We start from the raw sequence: 20,162 nt of genomic DNA, 5'->3' as shown, positions 1-20,162 counted from the left end.
TGGTCATGATCAGATATCTTTCCGATTGTCATTGGAGTCGATATCGATCAGTTTATTATACGGATCAATACCTACCTGAGCAGGCAATCCGTCGACCACCAGTGTAACCTTATTATTGATCTGATCAATCTTATGTTTCTTCAGATACAATTCAGGAGACGGATTACCATCCTGCTTTTTCGCTTTAGAAAAAACTCCGATCTCGATATAATCGCTTAGTGGCAAAGACTGTACGGTCTCTTGATCTGATTTTTTGAATGAGATGGATTTGCTTCCTGGGTCATGGTAACTTTTATTTCCATTTTCATCCACTCGGTATTTGGCCACTTCAAATTGGATATCGATCTGATACTTTCCATTTTTCAATTTTTTAGAGGTCACTTTCTCGACCTTATTATTGTACAAGGTAATGGTCTCAAACATATCCTTGATCAGATACTGCAATGAATCTGGTGTCGCTTGCTTAAAGTACTCGACAAATTCCAACGATGTCGTATAAGGGGGATTTTGAAAAGCAGTGTGCTCCAGATAAGTTCTTGCTGTCCTATTGAACAGCTCCTCTCCCAGATAATCGCTCAAGGCATAGAGCACCAAAGAACCTTTTTGATAGTGGATATACATCTGGTTTTCGTTGAACATAAGCGGTCTCTCCCCCAATTTTTCGGCACTTCTCCCCATCAGGTAACCATCCAATGCATCTTTAAGAAATTTACGCATCTGTCCTTTACCATAGCGTTTCTCCAACACTTTAAGCGATGAATACTCCGACATACTCTCCGACATCAAAGTAGCACCTTGTGCTTTGGCGCCGACAACCTGATGTGCCCACCATTGATGTGCAATTTCATGTGCCGTGACCGCATAAGGATAATCTACCGCATCTTGGTTTTTCTCCTTGACATCAGCTATAAATCCGATGGCTTCTGAAAAAGGAATGGTATTGGCAAATGACTGCGCAAAAGTACCATCGGTACGTGGGAATTCCACAATACGCAACTGACGGTGTGGATAAGGACTATATTCTTGGGTATAATAAGCTAGAGAGGCTTTGCTAGATGCCAACATACGATCCAGGTTGTACGTGTGATCTTGATGATAATAGACCTCCAGGTTCACGCCATTCCAGCTATCTTTCCTCACTTCATAGCGCGCAGAATTAAACGCATAGAAATTGAGGATCTCCTTATCCATTTGATAATGGTAATATTTACGTCCATCCTTTTCCCACTGCTTAGTAAGGTAGCCAGGTGCGATCGCCAGCTGATCCATATCTGTACTCACCGTCGCTTCAAAACGGATCCAATCTGCATCATTCGAAATATAGTTATTTCTCAAGGCTTTCGGATCTGTCGGCGGAGCCATACGATTGCGGTGTGGCAATCCATATTTCTTACGAATATCATTATCCACCAGCTCCCCTTGATCCAAATATCCAATATTTGGAAACTGCATATTATTGATAAAAGTACCATTACCTTTAACAGGTGATCGCTCATTGACCCACGTGTTGCGCGGACTGCTCGTGCTGAAGTTCAAGACAATAGAATCCCCCGGTGCAAGCGGTTGCTGGAGTTGATAGATATTAAAATTGTACTTATCATCTTCCGAAACCAAGGTATGGGGTACATTGAACGAGAAAGTATAATCGTAATCATTGTAGTTGACAAAAATAGAATCAATCGCCGTATTGGTCTTATTTTTCAATACGTAAGCGACCTGCGCCTTAAAGCTCCGCTCTCCGGGATAGATATCCATCTTAAATTTAACATCGACCACCCTGGGCTGTGGCCGGTATTGATATTTTTTATATTTCTTCTCCCATTCGACCGCCTGCTTTTCATAATCCAATCCGGTATAATAAGGCTTTTTGATATTATTTTCATAATAGATCCCCAGACCTATGGACAGAAAACCGACAAGACTAACGGCAAGGACTGCAAGAGGGACAGGGTTCAAATTGGCCTTAAAGATTTCCCATCTTTCCCTGATACCAGAAAACCCTCCCCTACGCCACATTAATAAGGAAACCGTTAAGAATAAAATAGAAAATAAGAGCCAGTATAACCGATAGGTCAGGAAGGGTAAAATATATCCAAAACCATCCATATCCGAATAATCAATCCCAGGTCCTTGATTAAATTTGTAAATATTCTGTTCCACTCCCATTGCCGAAAGAAAGGGCAATGCGATAAACAAGAGCAAGAGCACAAAAAATCCTGTCAGATAGTTTTTGAACAAAGTATGGACAAACACAGAGATAAACAGCCAAGCTATATTGGACAGCATGCCATACACCATGAGATTCATCACATATTGTCCGATCTCAAAAGTATAATACCCATGATATACCTGAAAGGCCATACAAGTCACGATAACAACCAGTAATAAGGCCAGCTGCATTTTGACAATAGCAATTAAAGTTGATAAAAGTAAAACCCAGTTCGGGACAGGACTCGCATCAATCAATCCCCCCATACGGCTAATGCTCCCCCGATGAATCAGCAAACCTGTAAACAGGAAAGTCAATATCAACAGAAAAAACTTAAATGTGGATCCAGGTATCATCAGCATTTTCCAAGTAACAGGATAAGTCGATGTTCCCGAAATAGAACCGACGGTACTTGCCATTAAGATAACAAAGAGGATCCCTACCAATGTCAAAATCATAAATACAGGATTTTTGACAATGTAACTGAAGTTGTATCTCGCCAATGCCCATGAAGTCTTAAAATAGTGAAAAGCTGAAAAATTATATTTCACCACTGGCAGATCCATTCTAAAAATACTTTCAAAATTATTTTTAGTCACGCGTTTACCAATTTTACTCGTCTTAAACGTAAAAGCTTGTTGAGAAAACGAAAAGAACAAGTAAAAACCACCAATAAAAAGTGCAGATACGGATAGCCAGATCAATCTGTTATAAATCACTGCTCCAGTAAAAGGAAGATTTCTGATATCTTTTTCTGCTGGAGACCAATATTGTGTATAGTAGGAAATGGCACTATCCCCAAATGGATCGATCAATGCACCGAGGTAACGGTTATCCATATCAGCTGTAGTACTGTGAACCACCGCTTGCAGCAGGAGTAAAATCAGTACCGCAACAAAACCCACATATACATTTCTAGTCAGTGTCACCAATACAAAAATAATGGAACTGAAAATTATCAGGTTGGGGATGACCTGAATAAGATAGGTCTGAAAATAGGCAAATACATGTACCGGACCCAATAAACTTTGGTTAATACCGGGAACATACTGCGCAACTATAATCCCTAGTGTAGAAGCCAATACGATGATTAAGACTACTGAAAGTGAACCGAAAAACTTACCCAGCAAATAATCAGTCTTGGTAAAGGGATAGCTAAAAAGAATGCTATGCACATTGTATTGAAAGTCCCGATAGACAGAAGCTCCCACAATGGTTGGGATCAGAAAATAAATGAGATTAGACATCCCGTTGATCATTTCGCTGATCGCCAGAGGTGAGTTCATGATTGTATTGGAAGATGTCGTCGCGGTAATACCATCAAAGATACCAAGTGCAGACAGCATGATGAACAGTGCTAGCATAAAGAACAGCAACATGTAGATATAGATGGTACTATTCTTAAACCAGCGGGTGAACTCAAATTTAAAAATAGTGCTAAACATGGTGTTGATCTTTTTTAAGGGCGACAAAATAAACATCTTCCAGTTGCCCATCAGCAGGAACAAAAGATTCATCAGGACATAAATCGCTATAGACCCGGATATTTAAGGTATTATCCTGATTATAGTTGGTTGATATCACATTATATTTTTGGGTGTACTCATCCAGTTGTTCCCGGGTGATGATACGTACCCAAATCTTACCGGACAGTTTATCTATGGTTTCTTTCGGAGTTCCCCTTAATAAGATCTTCCCTCCATTCAGGATGGCCATTTCATGACACAGTTCACGTACATCATCTACGATATGCGTAGAAAATATAACCGTATGATCCGTGCCGATCTCGCGCAATACATTGAGAAAACGGTGTCTTTCTGCAGGGTCAAGTCCGGCAGTAGGTTCATCCACAATAATCAATTTGGGATTGTTCAATAACAGTTGAGCAATACCAAAGCGCTGTTTCATCCCACCAGAATATCCACTAACACTTTTATGGCGCACATCCCACAGATTGGTCACTTCAAGAACACGGTTGATGATTTTTTGGCGATCAGCACCTGAAGAAATACCTTTAAGACGAGCAAAATATTGTAATAGATCTACAGCCGAAAGTTTGGGATAGACTCCAAATTCTTGAGGGAGGTAGCCCAGTACTTTTCTCAAGTCCATCTGATTTTTCAGCACATCAATCTGGTCAAAAGTAATTGTACCACTATCCGGTCTTTGAAGTGTCGCGATAGTTCGCATTAAAGAAGATTTACCAGCTCCATTTGGCCCTAAGAGACCAAACATACCTGGTTTAATTTCAAGAGTGACATCATCTAAGGCTTTTACACCATTCGGATAGATTTTACTGAGGTTTGTTATAGATAAATTCATAAATAAGTTAACTGATGATTGGTTATTAGTCGATTGAATAAAAAAATTGTTACAACAATATAAAAAGAATATCTCAAATTAAGTTTTTGACGAACCTTCATATAGACTTATTTAATACTCTTTTTTCTCAATAAAACCTATTGGATTTGACTTAATAGCTGATACCTGATTTCCCCTAGTCCATATCCTATTTTATAAATTATGTATCAAGAAAACCGACCATAAAATGGATTTTTGATGTCTATTGTAAAAAGCTAAAATTTGACAGGTACTCATAAACAGCTAAATTACAGTTGCTCAATGCTCAAAAAAAGCATTGGAAATATTATTTGATAAATAATACTTACCTGCAGAAATAGGTCTAATCTATTTCAGATCGAGTTTTGGAGATCGGACCTGATTTGATATCAAAATGATTTTTAACACTTTAAGTAAAGTGATTGGGTTTATATCATCATCAAGAGAACTTGTGATATCTGATCGAAAGTCCACCAATAATGCTTATGATCATTTAAACCTAAATTCAAAATGATCATAAGTTAAGTATACTAGGAATTACAAGTTAAAAATATGATTATGAATGAATACAACCAAATTAATCAGAGCATGTAAAATGGTGACAAACAGAATTTTGTTAATCTTCCCCTGTTCCCTCAAACTTGCATAATAATATGCTAATACGAATCCCGTTCCAATTGCCAAAAGAATATAAATAAAACTGTACGAATGGGACAGCCCAAATAATAGTGCGGAAATGACTATCGCACTTCTCATTCTAATTTTAAATTTTAAAAGGATTTCAATAACTGCTGTTTGATAAATTAAGGTTTCAAAAATTGGAGCTACCACGACTAACATAAAAAACACGAACATTAAATTCTTTTCTTTACTCATAGAAGTCTCCAATAGAGACGGATCAAACAAATTAGAAATTGAAGAAGTGGTAACGGTATAAATAAATAGAATAAAGAAAAATAAAATTAAAAATTTAAAATTCTTATTTTGAGGTATCTTCATTAGAGAAATCATTAAAGCAAAAAGATAAAATCCTAGAAAATTATAATTAAAAATAAACCTTAAACTATATAAAAAAAACCTCGTCGTACGATGTTAAATCTAATAAATATGATGTAAGAGATTAGCTAAATAAATTCATTGAAGCTGCCAAAAGATTAATGAAGACGACTTGATTCACGCTGTCTATATTGATAGTAGAAAAAAATCAATGATATCAATATAAATCTAAGAATGAAACTATATAAACCTGCTTCTAAACCGTAATCAGCTCCAAATAAAAATGGATTTTCAGGAAGAGAAACATAAAAAAAACTCTGTTTAACAACGCCACTCATTGGTTGGGAATATAATATTTGAAGATAATTCCACCCAAAATGCAATCCTATACATAAAAAAATATTTTTACTTTTGATAAAAGCAAAAATATACACCCAACTTCCTATTAAATGAGATATAAAAGAAAGATAAGTAGCATGATCATTTCCTAAATGAAGGGTTGCAAAAATTATACTCGTAATAAAAATTGACAAGCCTAATTTAAAATATCTTGAGAAAAATCTAAATAAAAAGTAACTAAAAAATAATTCTTCAAATATTGCTCCAAAAAGGCAAACGAATAGGAGGTTAACTTGTGGTAAGATTGCGACATCATTAAAAATTCGAAATGTTGAAAATATTTCGAAAAATATAGTTAGTACAACAGCCGATAATACACTTCCAAAAAAGAAATTCTTTACGTTTTCTTTGAAATAATGATACTTTAGATCTATTTTACTGTACACAAGGAAATTTGTTATATATAATAGGTCATAATCAAATCAACTTTGATTATGACCTATTAAAAATTTATATTTATCCGTGATTAGCTGTTGGACCTCCAATTGATCCATCTAAATCCCGTTGTTGAGCATGAAAAAATCTACCAAGGTAATAAAAAAAACCTCTTGTTAAATCATCGCCACCAGTAATTTCTATCTCTTCTGCTACAGTAAGAGTAGAAACATTTAATTTATTTAATTCTCCCATTGTCATCATGATTTAAAAAATTAATTTCCGTTAAACCCCTCTTTAAATGCTTCAACATTTTCGTTCCAATCTCCAACAATATTATATAAAAATGTTGCAGCTGCTGCGGGCCAAAACCATCCACCATCAAGATTTACCATCTCATTAGTATCCAACTCTTGAACACCGATTGATTTTAATTCTAAGTTATTCATATTTTTGTTTATAAAAAAAACTATTCCTACTCTATTGCTAAGCCTTTTCGGATAACTGCTTCGTTGATCAACAATACTAAATTACAGTTGCTCAATGCTCAAAAAAAGCATTGGAGATATTTTTTGACAAATAATAAGTTCCTGCTGAAATATGTCTGATTTGCTGATAATTGAGCTGCTGAATATCAACCTTGATTTGAATCGAATATTCTTCTTCGTAATAATAGGTATTTCGTGATCGATCATATTCCAGCGGAGCACCTATCCCTTTCAAATACTCAATAATACGTGCAAGCCGTGAGACGGAAAGTCCAAGACGATTTGCAAATTCGGTTTGTGTACCTGTTCTTCCTTGACGGATCAGTTGATCCATTAAGTTGATCCGTTCAATATATTTAAATAGTTGCATAAACTGTGATTTAATGTATATGATTAGAAAATTTAATAGCCCCCGATACCTGATAATGCAGCATCAAGAGACTAAAAAGCGTATTATAGCGGGCCCGAATCATATCGGATTCCGATTTGATGAGATTATTTTTACTGTTATTAATATCATAAATGGAGGCTTTACCGGCCATAAAACTCAGTCTGGAATATTCCAATGATTCCTTTGTCGCGGCAAATGCTTCAGTCGAAATATCATATTGCTGTTTGCTTTCAATCCAGTCGAGATTCAGTTTTTCTAAAATTTGTACCTGCTGCAATTTTTCATAATCACTTAATAACTCGATTTCCTGTTTACGAAATGTAATCTGTTGCAATTGTCTTTTCGTTTTCCCTTTATTAAAAATGGGAACTGTGACTGCTATAGCGAGTTGTTGAGCAAAATTATCTTTGGTCTGAACAAATACAGGACGTTCACCAGGAGATTTAAAAGCATTGAAATAAGTTGTTCCCAAGCTCGCCGAACCTCTAACCAAGGGATAGTCTGCCGCTTTGATCAGCTTGGTTTCTACATCCAATCCGAGAAGCTGATTTTCAAGCTTTGCAAGAATGGGATTATTATCAAAGGCGGTTTGAATAAGATCCGATTGACTTTTAACGATCCCCGTTTTAAAAATTTCAGTTTCTAAAAGTGGATCGTATATGATCAAACTTTGATAATCCGTAAAATTCATATATTGAGCTAAAGTTAATTTTGCCTGTTGCGCTTCTTTATGATATTGTTGGAATTGCTGTTTCTCCCGGGCTAAGTTCGCCTTAGCCTCAAAAACTACCGCCGGTGCAGTTGCTCCGACTGCAGTACTTTTCTCCGCTTTATCAAGCAATTGCAAAGAAAAGTTTATTGCAGAATCTTGTGCATGTACTAGAGCTTGGGAAAGCAATACTTCCAAATAGCTTTGTACTACTTTAAGTGTTAAGTCTCTTCTTAAAATTCCTTTTTCCAGCTCCTCCTGCTCCGCTTGCAGCGTTGCCTTCTTAGCCTGATTGCGCAGGTAGTTGTATTGGTAAAGCGTTACCTCCGCATTGATACCGACATTGCTATTGAAGTTATCGTTGCGACGAATCGTCCCAAAGACATCTTGAGAATGACCAAATGTGCTGTATCCATTAAAATATCCACCTACTGCAGGTAGCCGATCTCGTCGAGCCATTTCCTGATCCAGATTTTTGATAGCCACCAAAATGTCTTGGCGTTTTATAGGCAAATTATGATCGGTTGCATAGGTTACACAATCTGCCAAAGACCATTGCTTCTGAGCCACCGTCATTTCTATTCCTAAAATGAATACAAGAGTGATAAGTAGTATATTTTTCATTATCCTAGCACTACAGATTGTTTTTTCCACATCTCTTTATAAGCAGACTCCGTAGATAGCAGCTGGTCATGACTTCCCTGTTCTATAATTTGTCCATCTTTCATCACAATAATGGTATCAGCTCCTGCTATGGTGCTCAATCGATGAGCGATAACAAGCATCGTCTTTCCAGCATCCCTAAATCGGTCGAAAGCACGCTGTATAATCAACTCTGTTTCGGTATCCAATGCCGAGGTTGCTTCGTCTAAGATCAAGATATCAGGATTGCGGTATAATGCTCGAGCAATAGCAATACGCTGTCGTTGTCCGCCAGAAAGCATAGAGCCGTTCTCTCCCAGATAAGTTTCAAAACCCGAGGGTAACTTTTCAATGAACGACATCAGATCCAATTGTTTCACAACCTCCATCATCCGTTGAAAATCTGGAACCTGCTCTCCCACGGCTATATTGTCGATCACATTTCCAGAGAACAGATCTATCTGCTGTGGCACCACAGCAATGCGTTCGCGAAGGGATTGTTTAGAAATATACTGGAGATCGTATTGACCTATATGGATCTTACCCGATTGGACAGGATATAATTGCTGTATAAGAGCTCCTAATGTTGTTTTACCACTTCCGCTTTCACCTATAATGGCAGTCATCTTGCCCTTTTCAAATCTGCAACTAAAATCTTTGAACACTTCAACCCGGGAGCCATAGGAAAAACGGATGTTCTCAAAAACAATATCACCAACCTGACTGCTTGGTAAGTCCAATTTCCCTTGATTTTCTTCTCTTTCAAGATCCATGATTTCAAATAAACGATCTGCGGCAATCAGTGCATTTTGTAATGTTTTGTTCATACCTATCAACTGGCTTACAGGACCCGTTAAATATCCGATCAATGCATAGAAAGATAGTAGCTCTCCTGGCGTGATCGTTCGGTCAATGACATAATATGATCCAGCCCATAGCAAGATAATGGTAAACAGACGCGAAAGAAACTCACTTGATGTCGCTGAGAAAAGACCATTCAAAACTGATGAATAAATTGTTTTCAATAAGTGACTAAACTTCTGATCTGTACCACTATTGAAATACGTCTCCATACCAAACTGTTTGATCGTCTTAACAGAATTGAGCGATTCAACCAGATGCGATTCCAGTTCAGCACCTTCCTCCATCAGCCGACGCTCCACTTTTTTATTTAATTTGTTGTTCAACCAATAGACAAAGAAATAAAATGGTATCACCAGTAAAATAATCAGCGCCAGTTTCCAGAAATAGGAAAACATCAATGCAAATGAGAATACCACAATTAAAACATTGACAACAGCCTGTATAGCCACATCATTGATAAATGCCCGGATCTTCACGGCATCATTGACTCTAGAGATAATCTCACCAACTTTCATCGTATCAAAAAAACGCTGTGGAAGACTCAACAAATGCTGATAATAGCCTAAGATTAAATAGCGGTCTATACGTTGCCCAGTTTGTAGCACCATGACACTTTTAAGCGTACCGATGATCAATTGAATTAACAAAATCACCAACATGGCTACAGATAGTAAATTAAGCAAACGCACATTACCATCCACTAATACATAATCAGTTATTTTCTGAATGTAAAATGAAGATGACAATCCAAGTAAAGTATAAATAACAGCACCTACCAAAGCCTGCAGAACAATCGATTTATGAGGTTTAATCAAGTTCCAGAATCGATTATAAACGCCTGTCTTTTCATTCCGTTGTTTAAAATACTCATTAGGTTCTAAAAGGATTAATACCCCTGTCCAGATCTTCTGAAACTCCTCCATACTGTATTGTTGCACTTTTCCTGGACCAGGATCCATTACGGTGATCTGATTTTTCTGAACTTTATAGATCACGATATAGTGCTGCAACTGATTATTTAATACAACATGTGCGATCGCAGGAAGTGGAATCTGGGGGATAGCGTCTATAGCGCCCTTCACACCCTTGGCTGTAAATCCAAATTCTTGTAATCCCTGGATCATACCCAATACATTCGTGCCTCGGGTATCTGTATGACAATGCTGTCTGATCTTTGCTATTGGAATATCTAATCCATAGTAACTTGCAACAGACGCCAGACAAGCAGCCCCACAATCACGAATATCATGTTGCTTAACACGGACAGGAGATTTCTTCATTTTTATTTTAATCTATTTTATCATATGAAAGAGTTCCAATGTTATTAATGGGCACCCTTTATTTGATTTAGTATGTTATATATTATTTAGTGAATTGGAGTAGTTGACACTATGCTATTGAGCTTGTGATCATAAAGTAAGCGGCTGCTTCTATTCGTTTTTAGAGCTTACCAGATCACAACTCATGTCGATACAATCGAACAAAAAATGCTATGACTCTTTACTACCCAAATTGGGATTAAAAAGATCATCTGCGCGATCGAATAGCAATTGCCACAGCGTACGGTCTACGAGATAAAAACGGGCATTAAAAGTATTTCCTTTACCGACTGTGACTTTGTTACCGTTTGGCAAACTCAGAAAATTAGCATCCATTTGGCAACGCACTTTAAAAAATGCAGCATTTTTCTGATCGGAAACCAGATTATAATCGATGTCTTTAACAGATCCCGTTAAGAAACCCCATTGATTATAATTATAAGTATCCATCTGAAATTTGACAACTTGCTTATCTTTGATATAACCAATAGCATTGGCCGGAACCATACATTCTGCCACCAGGTTATCTTCCGGTGAGATTTCTAAGATATCTTGGCCCTGTATAATTTGACTACCTTTTTGAAAACCCTTTAGATTGATCACTGTACCCGTTAATGGCGCTCTGACGATATAATTTTCACCATCGATCTGAATAGCATTTCGCTCAGAAGACGTAGATTGATGTTTTTGCTTCAATTCAATCAACTTAGCACTCCATTGTGCCATTTGCTGTTTTTCAATAGATGAAACTTGATTTTCCAATTGTTCATAAGAATACCTGCTTTTATCAAATTCAGCCTGTGCTATTATTCCTTGATTAAACAGAAGTTCATTTCGATCCAATTCACGTTTTGCTAATGTCAATTGCGATTGCACTTCAGACATCCGTTGCTGCATGGAGACGAGCTCCATGTGATACAACCCACTATGCAACCCCTTATAATTTCGGGACAATAAGAGCTTTAAATCTGCGATCTGCTGCGCATACTCCGATCCTAGGTGCTGATTTAATTCCAATTTATTTTGTAAATCTTTCGAAACAATAACAAATAAAGTATCCCCAGCCTTCACTTTCTGATTGTTCCCAAGTATTCGGCTCTCGACGACACGGCCACTGACAAGCGAGATGATTTTACTATTTTCTGTTTGTGGTCTAATCACTCCAGGAGCAGAGATAGAAATCGGGACTTGTATAAACGGCAAAGCAGTAAGCGTGCAAACAATCGCTATAAGCAATAAGATATAGATAATATTAGTTTTTCGCATAATGACAATTAAGTACTCAAATTTGTAAAATAAGAACTTACCACACCACAACTACAGGTTGTATTTTATTTTTTTTTACTATCTTGAAATAAAAATAATTTTAATTGTAGATGCAATTTTTCGACGTATTCCCAACTTTTAAAGAGGCACCATACTCGTACATTATCGTTCCCATTATACTAATTAGCAGTATCATTGGTTTTTACAACAAAGCCTATTTTCACGCCTTAATCTTACATCCTTACGAAATAATGAGAGGTAAGCGTATCCATACTCTACTTACCTCTGCATTTATACATAGAAATTGGTTGCATTTATTATTTAATGCACTAATCGTTTATGGGTTGGGGTATGATATGTTCGGAAACATCCAACAGATATACGGGGCTCTAGTGGCGTATATATTAACACCTCTATTGTTTGTACTACTAATTTCTCTGCCCAATCTGATCCAGACCTGCCAGAAAAGAAAAGATTTCTTTTTCACTTCTATAGGGGTATCTGGTCTAAGTTTTGGCCTCTATGGTTTCTCTGCATTATATTTCCCTCTACAACCCATGAAAAGTAGTATTTTTCAATTCATAAGTAATGCTATGCAAAGTTGGGTTTGTGGATTACTTATCTTATTACTTTTAGCTCAATTGAATAAAAGTTATATCAATAAATATTTGCATGTATCTGCTTATGTTACTGGAGGTATACTAGCACTACTAGCTAGACCCAAATCTGTATTAGAAATCTTTAATTACATCTTTAATTAAACAATCACCCTTGAAACAAATTCCATAACTTTTCAAACAGATCAATACGTTTATCTTGATTTCTTTCACTACCTGCGTTTATTTCTATTTTATCTTCCGAGCTTAGCTCAATGACATCACTCTTGTTTAATTTTTCTTCCATGATTTTCGATTTTATTACCTCTCAAAAGTCCTGAAATACAAAAGACTAAACCACAACTCTAGGTTATAAATCACAACCTAGAGTTTTAACACTTATAAATTTTATAACCTCAGGTTATATTGTTAAATTTGTCGATCAATAAATTAAGAGTAAGTTATGTCAAAAGCGGAGATTGGAACTTTTATTAGACAGAAAAGAGAAAATCTAAAAATATCACAAGAAGCCGTTGCTTATCATCTGGAGATGTCGCAAGCCGCGTATTCAAAAATTGAAAGGAATGAAACAAAAGTAAAAGTAGATCAGGTCTACAAAATTGCCGAGTATTTTGGTGTTAGCATTTATGAACTTTTGCCTCCTTCACTAGCGAGTGATACTATGGGAGAAAACGTATTTGGTTTAGTATATCAATACCTACTTGTAGGGATAAAGAAAATCAAATCTATATTAAAATAGGCAGTACTTTTATAATCAATCAGTTATTTGAAGATTATGGTTTACCTTATTCAGTAGATGTTATGGCAGGATTATTTAGGATTATCTATCCGACATAGGAGTTTAAATTAACGATCGATACACTAAGACACCTATCATAGGTCATTGAGATTACCTTTAGATCTGGTATCATCCGAGCGTGCGTTGCAGCAAATACTACAGCATATTTTTGTATATTTTTAGAATATAAAAGTTTATTCAACACTAGATCTAAAGTTATCAATCTAATGTTGAATAAACTAAATTTAAAAACTACAAAACTTTAATTACTAAGCTAATAAAAAGTATAAGCCGTAATAGAGAAATTAAAATGGGGATAACAGAAAAAATATTTTCAGACCCCTATCAATCATTTTTCTAATCCAGTTTTTTAGTATTCAATGTTACTTATTTATTGGCAGCCTCAGCATCTTTATATCCAACATACATTGCCAATAGAATTAATGGAATAAGCCCACCACCATTGGTATCTTTTTGTTCATCAAAAGATAATTCTTTAAATTGATAATCCATAATAACCTTTATAATTAATGAGTTGCATAATATAATGCTTTACCAGCATAATAACCTAAAGCCAAAGAAAAAGTTCCTGCAGCAAAACCTAGAGCAAGTACAGGAATTATACCTCCATCAACCTGTACCATTTCGTTCAAGTCCATTTCTTGAACGCCGATAGTTTTTAATTCTAAATTATTCATATTTTGTTTATAAAAGAATTACTCCTACTCTATTTGATAAGCCTTTTCGGATGACTGCTTTGTTGATCAACAGTACTAAATTACTATCGCCCAATGCATAAAAAAAGCATTTAAAACATTTCTGTAAGTAAAAAATTTCCCTGATGATTGGAGTAAAGTAGGTAGTGCTCTACGCTTTTTTCATAATCCTGCCAACAGTCATCTAGATTAAGAGAAAAAATACAATAAGGTTATACTTGCTAACCGTACGAGGTCCAAAATATAAATTTCATAAAATATATACCGTTCGGTATATATTCATATCTTTGTTCAATAATGACAAAAAAAGATTTTTAAAAAAAATGTCAAAAGCAGAACAAACTCGGCAATTCATCATCGAAAAAACGGCTGTACTTTTTAATAAAAATGGATTTTCCGGAACTTCTTTATCCGATATGACCGCAGCTACAGGCTTGACAAAAGGTAGTATTTATGGGAACTTTGAAAATAAAGAAGAGGTCATGATTGCTGTATTCAAGCATAGTTCAGCAGAATTAGCGAAAAATGCTGATCGCGCTGTTTCCGTTGAAACCAGCGCTTACAATAAACTAATTGCCTATATTAAATTTTACCGAAACAACTGGATTGCTATTTCCGAAACCGGCGGTTGCCCCATGTTAAATGCGGCTACAGAAACAGATGATGCGTTGCCATTTATGAAATCTACCGTTCAGCATGCTTTTGCGAGTTGGAACAAAAGATTAGAGCGCATTATTGAATTCGGAATAGAACAACATGAATTTCGCCCAGATATCAATTCAAAAGAATATGCAACCACTTTCTTAATGCTGATTGAAGGTGGAATTTTGCTTTCAAAAGTGACAAATAAACCCAAAAATTTATATTTGGCTTTAGATCGGATTTTAAAAATTATCAATGAAGAAATCGTAAAATAAAAAAAATTGGATAAATAATATACCAATCGGTATGTTGAACATTAACAATTCATTTTTTTTGAAATGAGTACCATTAATAACACTGCTTGATTTTAACGAAAGCACCAGAAAGAACACTTAGAAAGAACATTTGTGAATATGTACCGGAAAAATTGATGAAACAAAAATTGCCATTTGCATAAATGATGAATATCATAACCGCCGGAATGATTTCATTCAACTGGATTATCGTCAAACTTGGTTGGATAAATTTCCAAGTAGACATTTGGTCAACATCTTGGGCGATTGCGTATTTCATGGTGATACCGGTCATCTTAAATGATTTCTCTATGAGTAGAAAAATTAGTGCTAGTATTAACTCCAAAAAAATAATAATATGAGTCCATTAGAAATAATGAAATCCTGTATTGGACAAGAGTTTTCGGCGTCGCCATCACCATTTATGCATTGGTTGAATCCTGTTGTGAAAAGTGTAGAAGCGGGTGCTTTAGAATTTGAATATCTGATTCGCCCAGAGTGGCTCAATCCCATTGGAAATCTGCATGGCGGTATAACGGCAGCTATTGTTGATGACGTTTTGGGTGCTACCATGTTTTCTTTAGATGAAGATTATTTTTACACCACGATCAATAATGTGATTGATTATTTTTCAACTGCAAAATCGGGTGAGACCATCATTGCAAAAACTCATATTATCAAGAAAGGAAGGCAATTTATCAATGCAGAATGTGAGATTTGGAATGCCGATAAGACGAGATTAATCGCCAAAGGTTCTTCCAATTTATTTAAAACTGAAATAAAAAAAAATACATGAAACGAGTTGTCATAACAGGTTTAGGCACCATCAATCCCTTGGGAAATGATGTAGACACCTTTTGGAAAAACAGCCTTGAAGGAAAAAACAATACGGGCATTATTTCCCGTTTTGATGCGTCAAAATTTCGCACCCAAATTGCATCAGAAATAAAAGATTTTGAGCCCCAAAAATACTTGGATCGGAATGAAATAAAACGAAGCGATTTATTTACACAATACGCTTTATACAGTGCCTCGCAGGCTTTGGAAGATTCAGGTTTAAATATTTCCACCATCGATCCATTCGACATTGGCGTGATTTGGGGAGTAGGACAAGGCGGAATGGAAACTTTTGAGACAGAAGTTGAAAATTACGTAACCGGGAATTATATCCCTCGATTCAGCCCGTTTTTTGTGCCCCGATTGATTGTTAATATGGCTTCGGGAATGATTTCGATGAAATTTGGTTTACAAGGGATCAATTATACCACTGTCTCGGCTTGTGCCACAGCCAATACAGCGATTATGGATGCGTTTAATTACATCCGTATGGGCAAAGCCAAAATCTTTGTGAGCGGTGGTTCCGAAGCGCCGATTACCGCAGCTTCAGTGGGTGGTTTTGCTGCAATGAAAGCGATGAGTACAAGAAATCAAGACCCGAAAACAGCCAGTCGTCCTTTTGATAAAAATCGAGACGGTTTTGTGATGGGAGAAGGAGCTGGAGCGTTGATTTTGGAAGAATATGAACATGCCAAAAAAAGAGGAGCCAAAATTTATGCTGAGTTGGTGGGGGCATCAATGACTGCAGATGCTTACCATATGACATCGCCACATCCTCAGGGTATAGGAGCAGCAAAAGCCATGCAGCTTGCTATGGACGAAGCAAAACTCAATTTTTCGGAATTGGATTATTTAAATTTGCATGCTACCTCCACACCTGTTGGCGACATTGCAGAACTAAAAGCCGTCGAAAAAACGTTCAAAGGTTCCAAAAATTTGTGGGTCAGTGCCACCAAGTCCATGACGGGACATTTGTTGGGAGCAGCCGGAGCAATCGAAGCTATTTTAGCTATAAAATCGATTACTGACGATATCATTCCGCCAACCATTAATATCGAAGAACTGGATACGGACATTCCAGAAACTATTCAAATTGTCAAACACAAACCCATGCAAAAGGTCATTAAAACCGCTATGAGCAATGCTTTCGGATTTGGTGGACACAATGCTACTTTGGTTTTTCGTAATATCTAAATTTAACGAACAGGAAAGAAGTATTGATCATAACCGACAAACGAATACCATTCATGGTATTTTAGAAATTTATTAAGTTTCTAGCCCCTGAATGGGGAACTGGAATAATCTTAGGAAATAGGAGGTGCAATAAAAAGCGACAAAAAAAAGGATTCGTGTTTACAGCGAGCATGCTCGGCCTGCATGGGGACAGTCTGCTACAAGATAAGCTTCCACATGTAGAGGCATTCCTGATGAACGGAATGGTATCCACGATTCATAACGTTTGTGCATCAGCAAGGAATGCATCCCTATTTTTCTAAATACAAATGTAGGTTGACCACAACCTCCATTTGTATCATTTATCAAAAACAAAACCAACATCTCTCCACTGGACACCATCTGGTCTATGATCCAATCAAAGCCAGCGACCACTCTAATGATCGATGTCATGGGAAAAAAATGGATATTTCCATATAAGTTACTGATGATATTCCATGAATTCCTTATCATGATTCTCTAGCCTTTTATCAAGCTCGACAGACATAGGTGATGTTATCCAGTCCCACAAGTATATCTTAGAGTTCTTATTGAGGCTTCGATCTCTAGTTTATTTTAAAATAAGTTTTTAATAGACTTATTTTAAAATAATGATTTGGAGGCTTATTAAGAAAAAAATATAGCACGTATTCACTTTTTGATACAATAAATCGCTTATCCAACCATAGAAACCAACAGTGATTTCTAACTTCTAATATATTATAACTTGATAACAGGTATTGATTATAAACCATGGAAAGAAATTGCATCTCCAAGAGCAACGCTAAAATGGAAAATCCAGATTTTTAAACCAACCATGACGCTTGAGTGCTATCATTTTTAATTCATCGATTCTTTCCCTATATTTAGGACGAGCTTTTATAGATATTGAGCATCATAGACCTTAATTTTTAACATGACAAAAATTGATCTTGACCAAGCGCAAGCACAGATTCTACATATCTTTAATAGCATTTACCCCATGAGTGAAGCGCTTGAAAAGAGCATTCGCCAGCATAGTAAGCTTACTACATTTAACAAAAAAGCGCATTTATTGCAATTCAACGAAGTAAATAAATCGATATATTTTATCTTGCAGGGTTGCGTGAGGACCTATTATCTGAATGATGATGGCGAGGAACATACCTCTTGGCTGCTGACCGAAGGAGAACTCGCCATATCAGTGTATAGTTTTTATAGTCAGCAAAAAAGTTTTGAAGCCATTGAAGCTTTAGAGGACTGTGTTACCTTGGAACTGACGCATACCGCACTTTCCCATCTCTATCAGCATCATCTGGAATTTAATGTTATAGGACGGTACCTCACGGAGCAATATTATATCGAAAGCGAAAGTAAAGCTAATGCGCTACGTATGCTGTCGGCAAAAGAAAGATATCATGAATTGATCCTTAGAAAACCTCAAATTCTAAGACGTGTGCCACTAGGTTACATCGCATCCTATTTAGGAATAACGCAATCTACCCTAAGCAGAATTCGAGCAAAGATCTAAGCTTAAATTACTCTTCTTTCAACTATTTATATTTTTTGCCTTTTGTCAAAAGGATATCGTTTTACTACCCTTAATTTAGTGTTATTCATTCAAATATAGATTTAATGACGTTCGACTGTATGGGAACGATAGTTATTCTTGAATGAAAAATATGCAGTTATTTTCTTTTATAAACTATAACATGATCAAATCGATTTAATGACAATTCAATAAGTCTCGGTAGTTTATCACTGCCCATACCTGTTAGTGGTACAAACTCTAATTAATTATGAAAACTAAAAAATACTTACTAAGATTTATCTATGTATACCTGATCGCAGGCTTCATGAGTAATCTACCTTTCGTAAGTGGATACATACTTCGCCGTTTTGATGGTGATGTTTTTAAATATTCCAATGCAGATGCTTCTTTTACTTGGCATGACACCTTTGGTTTCAAATCTTCGCCTATAAGCCAATGGTTAATTGATCGCTATATAGCAGAATTTCATCCAGAGAAAAAGAATCAACAGGTATATCGGCTCTACAGAATTAATCCATTGTGTTTTTGGCGTTGGTCTCATTATCTCATAACAAGTAGGGATTACGAGTATAGATCGTGGAAAGAAATTGAGCCTAACCGAGTTCCTTACGATCCTGAGAATAGATATCAAGCTTTTTAAGCCCATCAGTTTACACAAATTGCAATTCATATGAAAACTAAAAAATACTTATTAACATTTCTCTATGTATACCTGATCGCAGGCTTTATGAGTAATCTACCTTTCGTGAACGGTTACCTACTTCATCGTATTGATGGTGATCTCTTTAAATATTCCAATGCAGATGCATCATATACCAATCATGACACATTCAGTTTTAAATCGCCTCACATTAGCCTAAAATCTGTTGATCGCTATATAGCAGAATTTCATCCAGAGAAAAAGAGCCAACAGGTGTATCGTCTCTACAGAATTAATCCACTATGTTTTTGGCGATGGTCTCACTATCTCATAACAAGTAGAGATTTTGATTATAAATCGTGGAAAGAGATTGAGCCCAACAGAGTTCCTTACAATCCTGAGAATAGATATCAAGATTTTTAGGATCCATTGTTAATCTTAGCCATTTCAGGCCAGTAATCTAAAAGTGCACCCGCAAGACACGATATCACTATGAAAAAGAAAACAATTCTGATGTTGCTGATCAGTATACTACTGATTCCTAATTTACCTTTCATCAATAAGTATATTGCTCATCGACTGGACGAAGGATATTTTAGATATGCTAACTTAGATGGATCATTTATCCAAACACAGCACTTTTCTTTTAAAAGCCCTGGATTCTCGACTTTTGGTTTTGAAAATTTTATTAAAAATACATCACCTGCTAAAGAAAACAGGAAGCTCTATCGGCTATACAAAATTAATCCACTCTGTTTCTGGCGATGGAAGAACTATTTGGTAAACGCTGTTCATTTTGAATATATGGATTGGAATACCATCGAAAAGAACAGGCAAAAAAGGACTATAAATGCCCAATCTGAAAAGTAGATTTTCTGACCTCTTTGCTGACAAGTAC

23 protein-coding genes are annotated in these 20,162 nt (G+C 36.2%); 9 read left to right on the top strand and 14 right to left on the bottom strand.

The features are described 5' to 3' along the window. Positions 1–9: 9 nt before the first annotated feature. The 10 genes from C8N37_RS10285 to C8N37_RS10245 form a co-directional block, all read right to left on the bottom strand. The gene (locus C8N37_RS10285; RefSeq protein ID WP_108158828.1) at positions 10–3,654 is read right to left on the bottom strand and encodes an ABC transporter permease/M1 family aminopeptidase; all 3,645 of its coding nucleotides are present in this window, start codon (positions 3,652–3,654) and stop codon (positions 10–12) included. Continuing rightward, positions 3,647–4,531 (bottom strand): ABC transporter ATP-binding protein, encoded by an 885-nt coding sequence (locus C8N37_RS10280; RefSeq protein ID WP_108158827.1) that lies wholly within the window; start codon positions 4,529–4,531, stop codon positions 3,647–3,649. The genes C8N37_RS10285 and C8N37_RS10280 overlap by 8 nt, the downstream gene beginning before the upstream one ends. 555 nt (positions 4,532–5,086) lie before the next feature. Then, complete coding sequence (locus tag C8N37_RS23275) at positions 5,087–5,404, bottom strand: CPBP family glutamic-type intramembrane protease (protein WP_394342481.1); 318 nt, start codon at positions 5,402–5,404, stop codon at positions 5,087–5,089. A 299-nt stretch (positions 5,405–5,703) separates the two neighbouring features. Beyond that, positions 5,704–6,330, bottom strand: a complete 627-nt coding sequence (locus tag C8N37_RS10270; protein WP_170114511.1) for a CPBP family intramembrane glutamic endopeptidase — start codon at positions 6,328–6,330, stop codon at positions 5,704–5,706. 70 nt (positions 6,331–6,400) lie between these two features. Further along, positions 6,401–6,583, bottom strand: a complete 183-nt coding sequence (locus C8N37_RS22805; protein WP_094772394.1) for a hypothetical protein — start codon at positions 6,581–6,583, stop codon at positions 6,401–6,403. 11 nt (positions 6,584–6,594) lie between these two features. Beyond that, positions 6,595–6,768, bottom strand: coding sequence for a hypothetical protein (locus C8N37_RS22800; RefSeq protein WP_165905899.1), 174 nt, complete (start codon positions 6,766–6,768; stop codon positions 6,595–6,597). Positions 6,769–6,859: 91 nt separating this feature from the next. Next, a complete protein-coding gene (locus tag C8N37_RS10260; RefSeq protein ID WP_108158825.1) occupies positions 6,860–7,177 on the bottom strand; it encodes a hypothetical protein in 318 nt (105 codons plus the stop codon). 10 nt (positions 7,178–7,187) lie between these two features. After that, positions 7,188–8,531, bottom strand: coding sequence for a TolC family protein (locus C8N37_RS10255; protein ID WP_108158824.1), 1,344 nt, complete (start codon positions 8,529–8,531; stop codon positions 7,188–7,190). Beyond that, positions 8,531–10,693 carry a peptidase domain-containing ABC transporter gene (locus C8N37_RS10250; RefSeq protein ID WP_108158823.1) on the bottom strand — a complete coding sequence of 721 codons (2,163 nt, stop codon included), beginning with the start codon at positions 10,691–10,693 and terminating at the stop codon, positions 8,531–8,533. Before C8N37_RS10250 ends, C8N37_RS10255 begins: the two co-directional genes overlap by 1 nt. Positions 10,694–10,903: 210 nt before the next feature. Continuing rightward, positions 10,904–11,998: an HlyD family secretion protein gene (locus C8N37_RS10245; RefSeq protein WP_108158822.1), complete on the bottom strand. Its 1,095-nt coding sequence runs from the start codon at positions 11,996–11,998 to the stop codon at positions 10,904–10,906. Positions 11,999–12,108: 110 nt separating this feature from the next. Here C8N37_RS10245 and C8N37_RS10240 point away from each other — a divergent pair, with 110 nt between their 5' ends. Continuing rightward, positions 12,109–12,759, top strand: a complete 651-nt coding sequence (locus tag C8N37_RS10240; protein WP_108158821.1) for a rhomboid family intramembrane serine protease — start codon at positions 12,109–12,111, stop codon at positions 12,757–12,759. Between the two features lie 4 nt (positions 12,760–12,763). On the opposite strand, the gene C8N37_RS22795 is transcribed toward C8N37_RS10240, so the two are convergent. Continuing rightward, entirely contained in the window at positions 12,764–12,901 is a 138-nt protein-coding gene (locus tag C8N37_RS22795; RefSeq protein ID WP_170114509.1) for a hypothetical protein, read from the bottom strand. Positions 12,902–13,057: 156 nt separating this feature from the next. On the opposite strand from C8N37_RS22795, the gene C8N37_RS10235 reads away from it, so the two are divergent. Further along, on the top strand, positions 13,058–13,354 hold the full coding sequence (locus C8N37_RS10235; protein ID WP_108158820.1) for a helix-turn-helix domain-containing protein: 297 nt from the start codon (positions 13,058–13,060) through the stop codon (positions 13,352–13,354). Between the two features lie 426 nt (positions 13,355–13,780). Here C8N37_RS10235 and C8N37_RS23180 read toward each other — a convergent pair whose 3' ends face one another. Both C8N37_RS23180 and C8N37_RS10230 read right to left on the bottom strand, forming a co-directional pair. Further along, positions 13,781–13,906, bottom strand: coding sequence for a hypothetical protein (locus C8N37_RS23180; RefSeq protein ID WP_261775295.1), 126 nt, complete (start codon positions 13,904–13,906; stop codon positions 13,781–13,783). A gap of 14 nt (positions 13,907–13,920) precedes the next feature. Further along, entirely contained in the window at positions 13,921–14,091 is a 171-nt protein-coding gene (locus tag C8N37_RS10230) for a class IIb bacteriocin, lactobin A/cerein 7B family (RefSeq protein WP_108158819.1), read from the bottom strand. Positions 14,092–14,432: 341 nt separating this feature from the next. Here C8N37_RS10230 and C8N37_RS10225 point away from each other — a divergent pair, with 341 nt between their 5' ends. The 3 genes from C8N37_RS10225 (at position 14,433) to fabF (ending at position 17,075) form a co-directional block, all read left to right on the top strand. Then, entirely contained in the window at positions 14,433–15,026 is a 594-nt protein-coding gene (locus tag C8N37_RS10225) for a TetR/AcrR family transcriptional regulator (RefSeq protein ID WP_108158818.1), read from the top strand. Positions 15,027–15,402: 376 nt separating this feature from the next. Next, the gene (locus tag C8N37_RS10215) at positions 15,403–15,840 is read left to right on the top strand and encodes a PaaI family thioesterase (protein ID WP_108158816.1); all 438 of its coding nucleotides are present in this window, start codon (positions 15,403–15,405) and stop codon (positions 15,838–15,840) included. Then, a complete protein-coding gene (gene fabF / locus C8N37_RS10210; RefSeq protein WP_108158815.1) occupies positions 15,837–17,075 on the top strand; it encodes a beta-ketoacyl-ACP synthase II in 1,239 nt (412 codons plus the stop codon). The genes C8N37_RS10215 and fabF overlap by 4 nt, the downstream gene beginning before the upstream one ends. 159 nt (positions 17,076–17,234) lie before the next feature. Here fabF and C8N37_RS10205 read toward each other — a convergent pair whose 3' ends face one another. Then, positions 17,235–17,567 carry a hypothetical protein gene (locus C8N37_RS10205; RefSeq protein ID WP_108158814.1) on the bottom strand — a complete coding sequence of 111 codons (333 nt, stop codon included), beginning with the start codon at positions 17,565–17,567 and terminating at the stop codon, positions 17,235–17,237. 442 nt (positions 17,568–18,009) lie between these two features. Here C8N37_RS10205 and C8N37_RS10200 point away from each other — a divergent pair, with 442 nt between their 5' ends. The 4 genes from C8N37_RS10200 (at position 18,010) to C8N37_RS10185 (ending at position 20,134) form a co-directional block, all read left to right on the top strand. Further along, entirely contained in the window at positions 18,010–18,603 is a 594-nt protein-coding gene (locus C8N37_RS10200; RefSeq protein ID WP_108158813.1) for a Crp/Fnr family transcriptional regulator, read from the top strand. Positions 18,604–18,871: 268 nt separating this feature from the next. Continuing rightward, positions 18,872–19,264: a hypothetical protein gene (locus C8N37_RS10195; RefSeq protein ID WP_108158812.1), complete on the top strand. Its 393-nt coding sequence runs from the start codon at positions 18,872–18,874 to the stop codon at positions 19,262–19,264. A gap of 30 nt (positions 19,265–19,294) precedes the next feature. Beyond that, a complete protein-coding gene (locus tag C8N37_RS10190; RefSeq protein ID WP_108158811.1) occupies positions 19,295–19,687 on the top strand; it encodes a hypothetical protein in 393 nt (130 codons plus the stop codon). Positions 19,688–19,756: 69 nt separating this feature from the next. Beyond that, complete coding sequence (locus C8N37_RS10185) at positions 19,757–20,134, top strand: hypothetical protein (RefSeq protein WP_108158810.1); 378 nt, start codon at positions 19,757–19,759, stop codon at positions 20,132–20,134. Positions 20,135–20,162: the final 28 nt, after the last annotated feature.

Source organism: Sphingobacterium faecium (genome assembly GCF_003054045.1).
GTDB classification, from domain to species: Bacteria; Bacteroidota; Bacteroidia; order Sphingobacteriales; family Sphingobacteriaceae; genus Sphingobacterium; species Sphingobacterium faecium.
This window is presented reverse-complemented; position numbering and strand designations above follow the sequence as displayed.

Excerpts from the sequence above, each read along its gene's own strand:
- C8N37_RS10255 (WP_108158824.1), bottom strand. The coding sequence starts at position 8,531 with ATGAAAAATATACTACTTATCACTCTTGTATTCATTTTAGGAATAGAA.
- C8N37_RS10250 (WP_108158823.1), bottom strand. The coding sequence starts at position 10,693 with ATGAAGAAATCTCCTGTCCGTGTTAAGCAACATGATATTCGTGATTGT.
- C8N37_RS10190 (WP_108158811.1), top strand. The coding sequence starts at position 19,295 with ATGAAAACTAAAAAATACTTATTAACATTTCTCTATGTATACCTGATC.
- C8N37_RS23275 (WP_394342481.1), bottom strand. The coding sequence starts at position 5,404 with ATGTTCGTGTTTTTTATGTTAGTCGTGGTAGCTCCAATTTTTGAAACC.
- C8N37_RS10185 (WP_108158810.1), top strand. The coding sequence starts at position 19,757 with ATGAAAAAGAAAACAATTCTGATGTTGCTGATCAGTATACTACTGATT.
- C8N37_RS23180 (WP_261775295.1), bottom strand. The coding sequence starts at position 13,906 with ATGGATTATCAATTTAAAGAATTATCTTTTGATGAACAAAAAGATACC.
- C8N37_RS10195 (WP_108158812.1), top strand. The coding sequence starts at position 18,872 with ATGAAAACTAAAAAATACTTACTAAGATTTATCTATGTATACCTGATC.
- C8N37_RS10240 (WP_108158821.1), top strand. The coding sequence starts at position 12,109 with ATGCAATTTTTCGACGTATTCCCAACTTTTAAAGAGGCACCATACTCG.
- C8N37_RS10280 (WP_108158827.1), bottom strand. The coding sequence starts at position 4,531 with ATGAATTTATCTATAACAAACCTCAGTAAAATCTATCCGAATGGTGTA.
- C8N37_RS10225 (WP_108158818.1), top strand. The coding sequence starts at position 14,433 with ATGTCAAAAGCAGAACAAACTCGGCAATTCATCATCGAAAAAACGGCT.
- C8N37_RS10205 (WP_108158814.1), bottom strand. The coding sequence starts at position 17,567 with ATGATAAGGAATTCATGGAATATCATCAGTAACTTATATGGAAATATC.
- C8N37_RS10215 (WP_108158816.1), top strand. The coding sequence starts at position 15,403 with ATGAGTCCATTAGAAATAATGAAATCCTGTATTGGACAAGAGTTTTCG.
- C8N37_RS22795 (WP_170114509.1), bottom strand. The coding sequence starts at position 12,901 with ATGGAAGAAAAATTAAACAAGAGTGATGTCATTGAGCTAAGCTCGGAA.
- C8N37_RS10230 (WP_108158819.1), bottom strand. The coding sequence starts at position 14,091 with ATGAATAATTTAGAATTAAAAACTATCGGCGTTCAAGAAATGGACTTG.
- C8N37_RS22805 (WP_094772394.1), bottom strand. The coding sequence starts at position 6,583 with ATGATGACAATGGGAGAATTAAATAAATTAAATGTTTCTACTCTTACT.
- fabF (WP_108158815.1), top strand. The coding sequence starts at position 15,837 with ATGAAACGAGTTGTCATAACAGGTTTAGGCACCATCAATCCCTTGGGA.
- C8N37_RS10235 (WP_108158820.1), top strand. The coding sequence starts at position 13,058 with ATGTCAAAAGCGGAGATTGGAACTTTTATTAGACAGAAAAGAGAAAAT.
- C8N37_RS10260 (WP_108158825.1), bottom strand. The coding sequence starts at position 7,177 with ATGCAACTATTTAAATATATTGAACGGATCAACTTAATGGATCAACTG.
- C8N37_RS10245 (WP_108158822.1), bottom strand. The coding sequence starts at position 11,998 with ATGCGAAAAACTAATATTATCTATATCTTATTGCTTATAGCGATTGTT.
- C8N37_RS22800 (WP_165905899.1), bottom strand. The coding sequence starts at position 6,768 with ATGAATAACTTAGAATTAAAATCAATCGGTGTTCAAGAGTTGGATACT.
- C8N37_RS10200 (WP_108158813.1), top strand. The coding sequence starts at position 18,010 with ATGACAAAAATTGATCTTGACCAAGCGCAAGCACAGATTCTACATATC.
- C8N37_RS10285 (WP_108158828.1), bottom strand. The coding sequence starts at position 3,654 with ATGTTTAGCACTATTTTTAAATTTGAGTTCACCCGCTGGTTTAAGAAT.